The 12,549-nt window shown below is 72.8% G+C and carries 11 protein-coding genes; 6 read left to right on the plus strand and 5 right to left on the minus strand.

The features are described 5' to 3' along the window. Window positions 1-7: 7 nt before the first annotated feature. Together ACFVFQ_RS34395 and ACFVFQ_RS34400 are read left to right on the plus strand one after the other, a co-directional pair. Window positions 8-1,996 carry an FAD/NAD(P)-binding protein gene (locus ACFVFQ_RS34395; protein ID WP_383423752.1) on the plus strand — a complete coding sequence of 663 codons (1,989 nt, stop codon included), beginning with the start codon at window positions 8-10 and terminating at the stop codon, window positions 1,994-1,996. Beyond that, a complete protein-coding gene (locus tag ACFVFQ_RS34400) occupies window positions 1,993-3,423 on the plus strand; it encodes an adenylosuccinate lyase family protein (protein WP_383423754.1) in 1,431 nt (476 codons plus the stop codon). The genes ACFVFQ_RS34395 and ACFVFQ_RS34400 overlap by 4 nt, the downstream gene beginning before the upstream one ends. A gap of 12 nt (window positions 3,424-3,435) precedes the next feature. Here ACFVFQ_RS34400 and ACFVFQ_RS34405 read toward each other — a convergent pair whose 3' ends face one another. From ACFVFQ_RS34405 to ACFVFQ_RS34420, 4 genes are all read right to left on the minus strand, one after another. Then, window positions 3,436-3,978, minus strand: coding sequence for a methylated-DNA--[protein]-cysteine S-methyltransferase (locus tag ACFVFQ_RS34405; protein WP_383423756.1), 543 nt, complete (start codon window positions 3,976-3,978; stop codon window positions 3,436-3,438). 23 nt (window positions 3,979-4,001) lie between these two features. Beyond that, window positions 4,002-4,811 carry an Ada metal-binding domain-containing protein gene (locus ACFVFQ_RS34410; protein WP_383423758.1) on the minus strand — a complete coding sequence of 270 codons (810 nt, stop codon included), beginning with the start codon at window positions 4,809-4,811 and terminating at the stop codon, window positions 4,002-4,004. Beyond that, a complete protein-coding gene (locus ACFVFQ_RS34415; protein WP_383423760.1) occupies window positions 4,808-5,392 on the minus strand; it encodes an RNA polymerase sigma factor in 585 nt (194 codons plus the stop codon). The genes ACFVFQ_RS34410 and ACFVFQ_RS34415 overlap by 4 nt, the downstream gene beginning before the upstream one ends. A gap of 85 nt (window positions 5,393-5,477) precedes the next feature. Next, complete coding sequence (locus tag ACFVFQ_RS34420; RefSeq protein ID WP_383423764.1) at window positions 5,478-6,314, minus strand: BTAD domain-containing putative transcriptional regulator; 837 nt, start codon at window positions 6,312-6,314, stop codon at window positions 5,478-5,480. A 336-nt stretch (window positions 6,315-6,650) separates the two neighbouring features. Here ACFVFQ_RS34420 and ACFVFQ_RS34425 point away from each other — a divergent pair, with 336 nt between their 5' ends. After that, window positions 6,651-7,868 (plus strand): IS701 family transposase, encoded by a 1,218-nt coding sequence (locus tag ACFVFQ_RS34425; RefSeq protein WP_383423767.1) that lies wholly within the window; start codon window positions 6,651-6,653, stop codon window positions 7,866-7,868. Window positions 7,869-7,915: 47 nt separating this feature from the next. Here ACFVFQ_RS34425 and ACFVFQ_RS34430 read toward each other — a convergent pair whose 3' ends face one another. Then, entirely contained in the window at window positions 7,916-9,457 is a 1,542-nt protein-coding gene (locus ACFVFQ_RS34430) for an AMP-binding protein (protein ID WP_383423769.1), read from the minus strand. A 138-nt stretch (window positions 9,458-9,595) separates the two neighbouring features. On the opposite strand from ACFVFQ_RS34430, the gene ACFVFQ_RS34435 reads away from it, so the two are divergent. The 3 genes from ACFVFQ_RS34435 (at window position 9,596) to ACFVFQ_RS34445 (ending at window position 12,458) form a co-directional block, all read left to right on the plus strand. Beyond that, window positions 9,596-10,180: a TetR/AcrR family transcriptional regulator gene (locus tag ACFVFQ_RS34435; RefSeq protein WP_383423771.1), complete on the plus strand. Its 585-nt coding sequence runs from the start codon at window positions 9,596-9,598 to the stop codon at window positions 10,178-10,180. Between the two features lie 25 nt (window positions 10,181-10,205). After that, entirely contained in the window at window positions 10,206-10,943 is a 738-nt protein-coding gene (locus ACFVFQ_RS34440) for a helix-turn-helix domain-containing protein (protein ID WP_383423773.1), read from the plus strand. A gap of 69 nt (window positions 10,944-11,012) precedes the next feature. Continuing rightward, complete coding sequence (locus ACFVFQ_RS34445) at window positions 11,013-12,458, plus strand: CoA transferase (protein WP_383423775.1); 1,446 nt, start codon at window positions 11,013-11,015, stop codon at window positions 12,456-12,458. Window positions 12,459-12,549: the final 91 nt, after the last annotated feature.

Consider the following 12,549-nt stretch of genomic DNA (forward strand, 5'->3'; position numbering starts at 1 on the left):
CAGCGAGATGAGCAGCGGTCACCTCACGGTCGGCATCGTCGGCGGCGGCCCGCGCGGCCTGTCGGTCCTGGAGCGGATCTGCGCCAACGAGCGGAAGTCCCCGTCGAATTCGTCGGTGACGGTCCACGTGGTGGACCCGTACCGGCCCGGGCCCGGCAAGGTGTGGCGCACGGCGCAGTCCCGGCATCTGCTCATGAACACCGTGGCGTGCCAGGTGACCGTCTACACCGACGACAGCGTGGTGATGGACGGGCCGGTCGAGGAGGGGCCGAGCCTGTACGCGTGGGCGGCGCAGCTCGCCCGCACCGCGGACACCCGCACCGCCCGCACGGCCGAGGAGCGGGCGTTCCTCGACGAGGCGCGGCGCACCGGCCCCGACTCCTACGCCAGTCGCGCGCTGTACGGCCGCTACCTGACGGACTGCTTCGACCGCGTCGTCGAGCGCGCCCCCGACCACGTCACGGTCCGGGTGCACCGACAGTCGGCCACCGCCCTCGACGACGGGCCCTTGGGAACACAGGTCTTGGCACTGGCCGATGGCACCCTGCTGGCGGGGCTCGACGCGGTGGTCCTCGCTCAGGGGCATCTCCCGGCACGACCCTCGCCACACGAGGCGCGGACCATGGAAGAGGCGCGGGCCCATGGCCTGACGTACATCCCCCCGGCCAGTCCCGCGGACGTGGACCTCTCCGTGGCCGAGCCCGGCCAACCGGTGCTGCTGCGGGGCCTGGGCCTCAACTTCTTCGATGAGACGGCCCTGTTGACGGTCGGACGCGGCGGGCGCTTCGACCGCGACGCGGGCGGCCGGCTGCGGTACCTGCCGTCGGGGCGCGAACCCACGCTCTACGCCGGTTCGCGGCGCGGTGTCCCCTATCACGCGCGGGGCGAGAACGAGAAGGGGGCGCACGGCCGCCACCGACCCCGACTGCTCACCCCGGAGCGGATCGCCCGCCTCACGGCCCGGGCCGACCGCGGTGAACAGGTGCGATTCGGCACCGACGTGTGGCCGCTGATCGCCAAGGAGGTGGAGAGCGTCTACTACGGGACGCTGCTGGCCACCCGCGGCCGGGCGGCGGAGTGCGCCCGCTGCATCGACCGCTATGTGGCGGCGCGGCCGGGCGAGGAGGCCGCGCTGCTCGACGCGTACGGCATACCCGCCGCCGACCGCTGGGACTGGGACCGGATCTCGCTGCCGTACGGGCGGCGGGTGTTCACCGACCGCTCGGCGTTCCGCGACTGGCTGCTCGCGTACCTGGACCGGGACGTGCGCGAGGCCCGCGCCGGTAACGTCAACGGGCCACTGAAGGCCGCCCTGGACGTCCTGCGGGACCTGCGCAACGAGATACGGCTGGTGGTGGACCACGGTCGGCTGGAGGGGAACTCCTACCGGGACGACCTTCAGGGCTGGTACACGCCGCTCAACGCCTTCCTGTCGATCGGGCCGCCCGTCTCGCGCATCGAGGAGCTCATCGCGCTGGTGGAGGCTGGCACGGTCCGGCCGATCGGCCCTGGCATGCAGGTCCGCGTGATCAGCGAGGGCCCCGGGGCACCGGCCTTCGAGGCCGTCTCCGACCGGGTCGGCGGGGACCCGGTCCGCGCCACCGTCCTCGTCGAGGCCCGCCTGCCCGAATCCGACGTGCGACGCACCGACGACCCGTTGCTGGCCCACCTGTTGGCGACCGGTCAGGCCACCGCGTACCGCATCGCCGGTGCACACGGCACGAGTTACCAGACCGGTGGGATGACGGTCACCGAGCGGCCCTACCGGGTGGTGGCCGCCGACGGCCGCGCGCATCCGCGCCGGTTCGCCTACGGGGTGCCCACGGAGGCCGTGCACTGGGCCACCGCGGCGGGCATCCGTCCCGGCGTCAATTCGGTGACGCTGGGCGACTCCGACGCCCTCGCACGCGCCGTGTTGGAACTCACCCCCGCCGGGGACGGCGGCACACCGGGAGACGATCTGACCGGCGCCGGACTGAAGGAGGCACCACTATGACCACGCCCCCGCACACCGACACGAGCGCGGGACAGGACACCGGACTCCTGTCGCCGGTCCGCGCGGGCACTCCCGTGGAACGGGCCGTTTCCGACGAGGCATGGCTCCAGGCCATGCTCGACGCGGAGGCCGCCCTGGCCCGCGTCCAGGCCGAGTTGGACACGCTGCCCCGCACCGCGGCCGAGGCCATCACGAGCGCGGCGGACGCGGGCCGGTTCGGCGCGCGTGCTCTCGCCCTGGCCTCCCGTGAGACCGCCAACCCCGTTGTCGGGTTGGTGCGGGCGCTGGGCGAGGCCGTCGCGCAGGCGTCTGGGCCGGCCGCGGAGTACGTGCACCGGGGCTCCACCAGCCAGGACATTCTCGACACCGGCGCCATGCTGGTGGCCCGACGGGCGCTGCACCTCATCCGCTCCGACCTCGACCGTGCCGTCGAAGCGCTCGGCGCACTGGCCGCCGAGCACCGGGACACCCCGATGGCCGGCCGCACCCTCGCCTTGCACGCGGTGCCCACCACGTTCGGCCTCAAGGCGGCCGGGTGGCGGGAGTTGGCGTTGCAGGCCGGCGAACGGCTGGGCACCGTGGCGGACTCCCTGCCGGTGTCCCTCGGCGGGGCCGCGGGCACGCTGGCCGGCTATCTGGAGTACGCGGACCTCGACGGCTCCCCCGCCGCGCACGGCGACTACGCCGACCGGCTCGTGGACGCCTTCGCCGCCGAGACGGGGCTCGCCCGACCGGTACTGCCGTGGCACGCCCTGCGCACCCCGCTCGCCGACCTCGCGGCGGCCCTGGCGTTCACCGCCGGTGGCCTCGGCAAGATCGCGGTGGACGTGCAGGCCCTGACCCGCACCGAGATCGGGGAAGTCGCCGAGGCGCCGGTCGCCGGCCGCGGCGGCTCCTCCGCCATGCCCCACAAGCGCAACCCCGTCCTGGCCACGCTGATCCGCAGCGCCGCCATCCAAGTCCCCGCCCTCGCCGGCGCGTTGACCCAGTGCCTGGTCACGGAGGACGAACGGTCCGCCGGACCCTGGCACGCGGAGTGGAACCTGCTGCGCGAGTGCCTGCGGCTGACCGGGGGCGCCGCGCACACCGCCGTCGAGCTCACCGAGGGGCTGCTGGTGCGGCCCGAGCGGATGCGCGCCAACCTCGAACTGACGGGTAGTCGGCTGGTGTCCGAGCGGGTGGCGGCGGCGCTGGCACCCCGGCTCGGCCGGACCCGCGCGGCCCAACTGCTCGCCGGCGCCTCGGCCGCTGCCGAGCGGGACGGGGTGGACCTGCGCACGGTGCTCGACGCGCTGCCTGAGGTGGCCGCCCATCTCGGCGACCGGGAGTTGGCCGCCCTGCTCGATCCGGCCGACTACACCGGGGCGGCCGGCGCCCTCGTCGACCGCGCACTGCGCCACACCCCGCCGCGCCGGGCCTCGGATTGACCAACGTGCGTATCAGGCGCCCCGTTCCAGGTCGAGGAGGTGGCGCTTGGCCGTCTCGCCGCCGGAGTAGCCACCGGTGCGGCCGGCCGACGGCACCACGCGGTGGCAGGGCAGGACGACGCAGAGCGGGTTCGCGCCCAGGGCGGTGCCCACCACCCGGGCCGCCCCCGGCCGGCCGAGCGCGCGGGCCAGTTGGCCGTAGGTCGTCGTGTGGCCGTAGGGCACGAGTGCGGCCAGCGCCCGCACGGTCTCGGCGCAGAAGGGCGTGGCGAGCGCCAGGTCGAGCGGGAGCGCGAAGTCCCGCCGTCGGCCGGCCAGATAGGTCGCGAGTTGGTCCTCGGCCGTGTCGAGCAGGTCGGTCTGCTGCGGTGTCCAGGTGTCGGCGGGCGCCTCGCGCAGCCCCGCGCGCGCCAGCCGCCGCCCGACGTCGGCGGCGCCCTGGAACCCGCAGTAGACGAGCGCATGGTCGGTGGCGGCGAGCCGCAGCTCGCCGAGGGCGGTGTCGCGGACGGTCAGCGCGACGCCGGCGTCGTTGGCGGCACGGGGGCTCGGCATGGGGTTCTCCTCGACGGTCGTGCTCAGGCCGGCAGCGGTCGGCAGCTCTTGCAGGCCCGGTACCCGGCCCGGCGGGCCTCGCGCGCGTCGGCGAACGGGACCCGGTGCGGCGAGGTGATCCGCCGCGCGTGGGCACAGGTGGGGTGGCAGTAGATGCGGGTGGTCGCGCTGCCGAGGAAGACGGTGCCGCTGTGCGACCACCGGTGCACCTCGGCCATGTCGATGCCCTCCGCCGAGCGCAGCGCGTCGCCGATCGCCGGCAGGTACGCCGCGTCGCACGGCACCCCGTTCTCGTACGTCACCCGGTGGCACGGCACCAGCACCGCGAGCGGATTGCGGGCCAGCAGGCCCACCAGCGTTTCGGGTTCCCTGGCGGTCGGCAGTCCGGTCTCCCGGGCGACCCAGGACAGCGGGCGCAACTGGCCGGCCGGGATGGCCCGTACGGCCCGCAGGACCGCCGCCTGTGCCCCGTCCACCGGGCCCGGGTCCAGCGGCAGGTTCCGCGCCCGCCCGGTGCGCAGGGCCGTCATCAGGCCGGGAAACCGCTTGGTGGTGGGGATTGCCGATCGGCCGGTGCGCCGCCGGTGCAGCTCCTCGAACCGCTCCGGGGTCAGCCCGCCGGCCGCGAGCGCGGCCCCCGTGATGGTCTCCGCCGTGGTGGCCACGTACAGTCCGCCCGCCGCGGTGTCCAGGCGCGCGTACGTGTCGTAGCGCTCGCGCGGGATGCCGGCGCGCTGCAGGACCCGCAGCGCGAAGTTCGCAGGCGCCGGCGGCAGGCCCAGCCCACCGCCCGGCCCGGGCCCGGGGTGCGCCTGCTGATCGTCCACGTTCATGTCGTCACCTCCCTCAGCTCGTCGTCTGGCGCCAGCAGGCGCCGTAAGCCCCACATGCCGCGCGAGACCTGTGCCTTGGCCGTCCCGACGGGACAGCCCTGTACGTGGGCGACCTCCACGTAACTCATGCCCACCACGTGCCGTAGCACCACTGGGATGCGGTAGTGCTCCGGCAGTTCGGACAGCGCCGCGATCAACCGGCCGCGGTCGTCCGCGTTCAGCGCCCGCTCGGCCGGTCCCGGCTCCGCGGCCGACAGGATGTCCTCGGCGTCGTCGATCTGCATGACCGACGCCGGCCGGCGGGTGTTGGTGCGGACGTGGTTGCGCCAGACGTTCGCCGCGATGGTCATCAGCCAGGCGCGCGGACGCAGGGTCCGTCGCCGCTCGGGCGAGTAGGTCTGCAACGCCGTGTAGGCACGCAGAAAGGTGTCCTGCCCCAGGTCGTCCGCTTCCGCGGAAGATCCGGACACCCGCAGCAGGAACGCGTGCACACCCCTGGCGTGGGTCCGCACCAGCTCCGTGAAGCCGTCGTCCAGATCCGTCGCCAGCAGGTCGGTCAGTTGCTCGGCCACCTCGTCCATCGCTAGTCAAACACCGTCCTGTGCAGAAGGGTTGCGGAAAGGGAAGCCCGGGGAACCGGCACCGCCGGGCCGGGTCCGTGGTCGTTCAGGGCGCGGCGGTCCCTGCGGGCGCCCGCAGGGCGGGGTCGTCGGCGTCGATGGCCTCGTACAACCGCCGCAGCCGCGGTACGGGCTCGATGCCGAAGGAACCGCCCAGTCGGCAGCGCAGCCGGTGGAAGACGTCCAGGGCCGCAAGCCGCCGGCCGGAGTGGTACAGGGCCACCATGTACTGCGCGTGGATGTTCTCGTTGAGTGGATGACGTGACGTCAAAACTGCTAGTTCGTCGAGGAGTTGGTGATGCCTGCCGAGCCGGAGGTCCGCCTCGATCCGCTGCTCCAGCACCCCCGTCCGGGCCTCCTCCAGCTCCACGACGTGCACGGAACTGAGCGGTCCGGGCGGCACGTCCGCCAGGGCCGGGCCGCGCCAGAGCGCGAGGGCCTGGCCCAGCAGTGCGGAAGCGCGGGCCGGGTCACCCGCGGCGCGGGCCGCACGCCCCCGGCGGGCCAGGTACTCGAAGGCGAGCCGGTCGCACGCCCTCGGGGCCACGTCGAGTTGGTAGCCCTGGCTGCGGGTGATCAGGCGGTGACTGTGGTCGGCCGGGGCGGTGCGCAGGACCTGCCGGATGTAGAGCACATACGTCTGGAGGGTGGAGATCGCGGTCTTGGGCGGGCAGGCCCCCCACAGTTCCGCTACGCACTCGCTCGCGCGGACGGTCCGGTTGGCGTTGAGGGCGAGCAGGGCCAGCAGTTGCCGGGGCTTGGGGGCACTGGGGGTGCGCTGGTGCCCGTCGACGACCAGTGACAGCGGGCCGAGCACGCCGACCCGCAACGGGAGTTCCGCGACCTCGGCGCCGTGGCGCCCGACCGTACCCGCCCGGGTCATTGGAGGCTCCCAGCACACCCGTGCGCGGAGTGAGGGAGGGGGATGGAGTGGCGAACTGCGCGCTGTCGTGGCGTCATTGGCGGCCTCCGGCCGGTCCGGTGGTGGGCGGCCGGTGCACCATGCTTCCTCGCCGACACGCGCACAACCGTCAACTTCCCAAAGACGTAGGCGATTTGCGCATCACCACGCAACGGCCCAGGCCCGGGCGTCCCGGGTACCGCGGGACGACTTGCCAAAATTGTCACCGGACGGTTTCACCGTCTGGCAGCCGAGACGACGCCCGCTATCCTCTTGCCATCTCAGGTATCCGGGGTCACGCCGCTAGGGGGAGCAAGCATGACCACGAACCGTGCGCCACGCATGCACAGTCCATACCGCCAGATGACGCTCGACGCCTTCAGCAGGGATGTGTTCGGGCACCTGCCCCGGCAGGACCAACGCCGGTGGGCCGAGACGTATCTGCGCGGACTGATCGGCACACCGGGCAAGAAGTCCGTGCGGCGGATGGCCGCCGCGGTCTCCGGCGGTCCCACCGCCTCCCAGTCACTCCACCAGTTCGTCAGCGCGAGCCCCTGGTTGTGGGACCCCTCGCGCCGCGCCCTCGCCGACTGGGTCCGACGGCGGGCCGCCGTACGGGCCTGGAGCCTCGTACCGGTCGTCGCGCCGAAGCGGGGCGAGCACTCCGTCGGTGTGCACCGCCGCTTCGATCCCGCGGCCGGACGGGTCATCAACTGCCAGGCCGGCATCGGGCTGCTGCTGTCCGGCTGCTGCGGCGACGTACCCGTGGACTGGCGGCTTCACCTGCCCGAAGTCTGGTGTCGGGACGAGCAGTTACGCCGCCGCGCGCGCATACCCGACTCCGGGGACGCCCGCCCGCTGTGGGCACTCGGCATGGAACTCGTCGACACCCAGATGGGCCACCACGAGGGGCCACCGCCACCGGTGGTGGCGGACGCCAGGGAACTCCTCGACACCACCTCCCTGGTCAACGCGTTGTCCAACCGGGGCGTCAGGTTCGTCGTCACCGTCCCGGGGAGCCTGGTGGTGCGCGGCGGCCCGCACCTCGGTTCGCAGCGGCGGGCGGGCACCAACTCCCTGGCGGCCCGCCTGTGCGTGCTCGACCGCCGCCTCCAACGCGGCGCCCCCGCCCTGGTGTCGGCCTCCCGGGACCGGCGCTGCCAGACCGCCACCATGTGGACCCTCTCCGGCCCCGTCCATCTGCCGCACGGCCAACAGACGATGCGTCTGCTCGCCAAGTGGCACCCCATGCACCCCAGTCCCGCCCGTGTCTGGCTGACCAACCTCGCCGACATCGACGAACTCCAGGCCCTGGTCCACACCCAGGCCGGCGTCAGCGCCGCCCTGCAGACCCTCCGGGAACGCTTCGGACTCCTCGACTTCGAGGGCCGCTCCTTCCCCGGCTGGCACCACCACATGACCTTGGTCTCGGCCGCGTACGGATGGCACCGCCTCTCCGGCTCCGCCCCCGACCGGCACGTCCCCACCGACGACTTCACCCCGCCCCTGGGCGAACTCCAGCCGGCCGGCTCCTGACGCCCACGCCGCCCGGGTCGGTTAGGGTCTGTCCGACGGGACAGACCCTAGGCGCGCTGTTGCCGTGCCGCGCGTGACCGCAGCAGCTTCTTGTCGGGCTTGCCGACGTCGGTGAGGGGCAGCGCGTCGACGAAGGTGATCCGGGCCGGCTCGTACATCGTGCCGCGGGCCTCGCGCACCATGGTGCACAGTCGCTCGGCGTCGAGGTCGCTGCCGGGGGCGCGGACCACCGTCGCGTGCACCCGCTCCATCCGGTCGGCGTCGCGGACGCCGTAGACGGCGCTCTGCAGCACCTCCGGGTGGGAGTTGAGGAGGTCCTCCAACTCGGTGGTGTAGACGTGGCCGCCGACCACCACGATCATGTCCTTGATCCGGTCGACGACGGTCAAGTAGCCCTCGTCGTCCAGGAATCCGACGTCGCCGGTGTGCAGCCAGCCGTCCCTAAGGACCTCGGCGGTCAGCTCGGGCTGCTTCCAGTAACCCTGCATGATCATGGTGGAGCGGACGCAGACCTCGCCGTGCTCGCCGGGCGGCAGATCGCGGCCGGACTCGTCCCGGATCGCCACCTCGACGTCGGGCAGCACCTTGCCCGCGGAGCGCAGCCGCTCGGGGCGGTTGAGGTCGTGGTCGTCGGGGGTCAGGACGCTGATGCTGCCGGACTCGGTCTGGCCGTAGCCCTGCATGAGGACCGGGCCGAAGCGGCGTACCGCATCGGCTATGCGGGCCGGGGATGCCTGGCACCCGCCGTAGATCAGCTGGCGCAGAGTGGAGGTGTCGGTGCGGTCCGCGTGCGGGTGGTCCACGAGTTGGTAGAGCAGCGGCGGCAGTAGGTAGAGGTGGGTGATGCGTTCGCGTTCGATGGTGGCGAGCACCCGGCCGGGGTCGAAGTCCTCCAGCAGCACCACGGTGCCGCCGGCCGCCAGCAGGTGATCGGCGATCAGCCCGGCGGCATGCGCGAGGGTCGTGGTCACCAACTGCCGTGCTGAAGAGACTTCTTGGCCGCTGGACGTGCGGTGCATCCTGCCGGCCCGTGCGAAGCTGGTGCAGATGCCCTTGGGATGGCCGGTGGTGCCGCCGGTGTGGCGGATGGAGCAGATGTCCTCGGGGCGGGCCAGTCCCGAAAGGGGCTCGGTGGACTGGGCGGCGGCCAGCTCCAGCAGATCGGTTCCCAGCTTGTTGGCGCCGAGGGTCAGCAGGTGCGGAACCGGGACCTCGGCGGTGACGTGGGCGGCCCGCTCGGCGTACGTCGGGTCCACGATCAGTGCCTGGGTCTCCACATCGCGCACGATGGCGCACTGGGAGTCAACGGAGAGCTTGTTGTAGAGATGGTTGACCGGGCAGCCGAGCAGGTTGGCGGCATAGCGTGCGGCCAGGACCTCGGGGAGGTTGCCACCGAGCAGCGTGACGGTCTGGCCGCGCTCCAGCCCCTGGGAGCGCAGCGCGTGCGCGAGCCGGTGGACCAGGTCACGGAATGCACCGGCGGTGATCCGTCGCCCCTGGTGGACCAGCGCCTCGTGGGTCGGGGCGCCCCCGAGCGAGTCCAGGATGTCGTCCACGAAGGAACGGGAGGGCTGGGCGGAGTGGGACATGCGGGTTTCCTTCGGAAGTGGGCGGGCCCTGCGGCGAGTTGCTCGCCAGGGTTGTGCCGGCCGGTGAGTGGAACAAGCCAGGTTCCCTAATCACGTTAGGCAAGTGCATAATTGCGTTAGATCGCTGGAGGGGTGACCGTGACACGAGGACGCGCAGGGCTGAGTACGGAACGCGTCGTGCAGGCGGGGGCGGAACTGGCCGACGAGATCGGCTTCGACCGGGTGACCCCGACGGAGCTGGCCCGGCGGTTCGACGTCAAGACCGCGAGCCTGTACGCGCACATCAAGAACCTCCAGGACCTCAGGACCCGGATCGCCCTGTTCGCCCTGGAGGAACTCGCCGACCTGGCCTCGGCCGCCATGGCAGGACGGGCCGGCAAGGACGCCCTGGCCGCCTTCGCCGACGTCTGCCGCGACTACGCCCGCCACCACCCGGGCCGCTACGCCGCCACCCAACTGCGCCTGGATTCCGAGTCGGCAGCCGGCAGCGCCGCCCCCAAACACTCCCACATGCTGCGGGCGATCCTGCGCGGCTACGACCTCGCCGAGCCCGACCAGACGCACGCCGTCCGCCTCCTGGGCAGCGTCATCCACGGCTACATCAGCCTGGAGGCGGCCGGCGGCTTCCATCACAGCGCCCCCGACACCCAGGAAACCTGGTCATGGCTCCTCCACCACCTCGACGCCCTGCTCAAGAGCCAGGCCACACCACCCACGTGCTGACGGGGCAAGGACGAGGTGAGTTGGGATGAGCGAGCACGGCCGACGGGGGCGGCACCGTACGGTGGACCGGGTCGCATGGATCCTGGAGGCCGCCGCGCGGGCGCCGGGCGGGGTGACCGTGGCCGAGTTGGCGCGGACGATCGGGGCGCCGGCGAGTTCGGTGCAGGACCTGGTCAACGGCCTTGTCGCGACCGGTTTTCTGCTGGAACAGCACCGGCGCTTTCGGCTCGGGCCCGCCCCGCACGTCCTCAACCTCATCGCCGGCCGGGTCGTCCCGCGGATCAGTCAGGCCGAGCTCGACGAACTGAGCCGCGTCGCCGGCACCCCGGTGCTGCTCACGGTGCGGGTCGGACTCGACGCCGTCTACCTCGCGCGCGGCGGCGAGGACCACATCCCCCGCCTCGTCCCGCTCGCCGACCAGCACCTGGCCCGGCCGCTGTTGCGCACCGCCGCGGGCCGTCTGCTGCTGGCCTTCACCGACGAGGCGGAGCGCGGTGGACTGCTCGACGAACTCGCCCGCCGCGATCCCGAAGCGGTCGCGGAGTTCCGCTCCGCCCTTCCGGCGATCCGCGCGTCGCGGCTCAGCCGCAGCGAGGGGCTGGCCGACCCCGAGGTCAGCGCGCTCGCACTCCCCGTCACCGACGGCCCCGTCGTCACGGGCGCCCTTGCCCTGATGCACCGGCGACGCGGCCGCTCGGAGCGACTGCGCCTGGACCGGGCGGCGGCCCGGCTCCTCGCGCACCTCCAGGAGAGGCGGACGTGACGTCCGCATCGCTTCACGGATATCCGTGAATCCGGGCGCTCGTGCAGTGCCCAGAACGACGATCCCGGCATGACTTCACACCCGCTGGCCACGGCCAGCTCGACGCCGCTGCCCCTCACCCACGAGATCGTCTCCCGGCTGCTGCACACCCTCGGCGACCCCGATCCGGCCCGCGGAGCCGAGGACATCACCGTCGTCGGGACCGATCCGCTGGTGCCCTCGGTGCACCGCCTCGCCGACGCCATGTCCGCCGCGATCGGGGTCTTCGGACGGCAGACGGCGACGCTCGGCGAGGCGCGCGGCCACCGACACCAGAACGTGGAGGTGCAGGCCAAAGCCGCGATCGACCAACTCATGGCGACCTATCACACGACACTTTCCGGGCGTCCGATCGGTGCCTTGCTCGACGACCCGGCGCTGCTCGCCAACAACGACTTCTACCGGGCGCGCGACGGCCGTTGGATCTTCATCATCACCACCTATCCGCATCTGCGGGACGCGGCTTACTCCGTGCTGAGGTGCGGTCTCGACCAGGTCGGAATCGCGCGGGCCGCGGCCGACTGGGACGCCTTCACACTGGAGGAGGCCATCTGCGCGCGGGGCGGCGTCGCCTGCGCGGTGCGCAGCCGGGACGAGTGGCTGGCGCACCCCGCGGGGCGGTATGTCGCGCAGCGCCCGGTCGTCGAGATCGAACGGGTCGGCGACGGACCGGTCCGGCCCCTGGCACCGATCGGCGAGGCCGACGAGGCACTCACGGACATCCGGGTACTCGATCTCACCCATGTCATCGCAGGCCCCGTATCGACGCGCCTCCTCGCCCAGTTCGGCGCCGACGTGCTGCATCTGACGCGCCCCGACCGCCCCGACCCGATCCCGATGATCGCCATGACCGGCGGCGGCAAGCGCAACGCCTACTGCGACCTGCGCGACGCGCACGACCGCGCCGCCTTCCACGACGCGCTCCAGGACGCGGACGTCTTCGTGAGCGCCTACCGAGGACTCGCCCGACACGGCGCTTCAACCGAGGAACTCGTCCGACGCCGCCCCGGACTCATCACCCTCGAATACCACGCCTGGGGCACCGAAGGCCCCTGGGGCGAACGCGGCGGGTTCGACCAACTCGCCTGCTCGGCAACCGGGTTCGCCGTCGAGGAGTGGACCGACCGCCCCTCGCTGCCGCCGACATACCTGCTCAACGACTACCTCGCCGCCTACCTCGGCGCCGCCGCCGTCGCCACGGTCCTGCGCCGACGCGCGACGGAGGGCGGCTCCTGGCGCATCCGCGTGACCCTGGCCGGGGTGTGCCACTGGGTACAGGAACTCGGGCTGCTGGCAAGGGAAGACGTACTCGACCTGCCGCGCCCCGGGGGCACGCCGCTGGCCGCCCTCTCGACCACCGCAACCGACTTCGGCCCGATCACCGAACCGGCGACTCCATTCGCGTACGGCGGCCGCCCGGTCCCCCAGCCCGGCCGACGCTCCCCCCTCGGGTCCGCTGCGCTGCAGTGGCGCTAGGTGTGTTGTTCGGAGAGGTTGGTGACGCGGCTGGCTGGGGTGTGGCCGCCGATTCCGGTGTGGGGTCGGTGGTGGTTGTACCAGTGCAGCC

It is taken from the genome of Streptomyces sp. NPDC057743 (genome assembly GCF_042798755.1).
Taxonomy (GTDB): Bacteria; Actinomycetota; Actinomycetes; order Streptomycetales; family Streptomycetaceae; genus Streptomyces.

What these genes read in the sequence shown, in the direction of transcription:
- ACFVFQ_RS34395 (WP_383423752.1), top strand. Translation starts at nt 8, where the DNA reads ATGAGCAGCGGTCACCTCACGGTCGGCATCGTCGGCGGCGGCCCGCGC.
- ACFVFQ_RS34400 (WP_383423754.1), top strand. Translation starts at nt 1,993, where the DNA reads ATGACCACGCCCCCGCACACCGACACGAGCGCGGGACAGGACACCGGA.
- ACFVFQ_RS34405 (WP_383423756.1), bottom strand. Translation starts at nt 3,978, where the DNA reads ATGCCGAGCCCCCGTGCCGCCAACGACGCCGGCGTCGCGCTGACCGTC.
- ACFVFQ_RS34410 (WP_383423758.1), bottom strand. Translation starts at nt 4,811, where the DNA reads ATGAACGTGGACGATCAGCAGGCGCACCCCGGGCCCGGGCCGGGCGGT.
- ACFVFQ_RS34415 (WP_383423760.1), bottom strand. Translation starts at nt 5,392, where the DNA reads ATGGACGAGGTGGCCGAGCAACTGACCGACCTGCTGGCGACGGATCTG.
- ACFVFQ_RS34420 (WP_383423764.1), bottom strand. Translation starts at nt 6,314, where the DNA reads ATGACCCGGGCGGGTACGGTCGGGCGCCACGGCGCCGAGGTCGCGGAA.
- ACFVFQ_RS34425 (WP_383423767.1), top strand. Translation starts at nt 6,651, where the DNA reads ATGACCACGAACCGTGCGCCACGCATGCACAGTCCATACCGCCAGATG.
- ACFVFQ_RS34430 (WP_383423769.1), bottom strand. Translation starts at nt 9,457, where the DNA reads ATGTCCCACTCCGCCCAGCCCTCCCGTTCCTTCGTGGACGACATCCTG.
- ACFVFQ_RS34440 (WP_383423773.1), top strand. Translation starts at nt 10,206, where the DNA reads ATGAGCGAGCACGGCCGACGGGGGCGGCACCGTACGGTGGACCGGGTC.
- ACFVFQ_RS34445 (WP_383423775.1), top strand. Translation starts at nt 11,013, where the DNA reads ATGACTTCACACCCGCTGGCCACGGCCAGCTCGACGCCGCTGCCCCTC.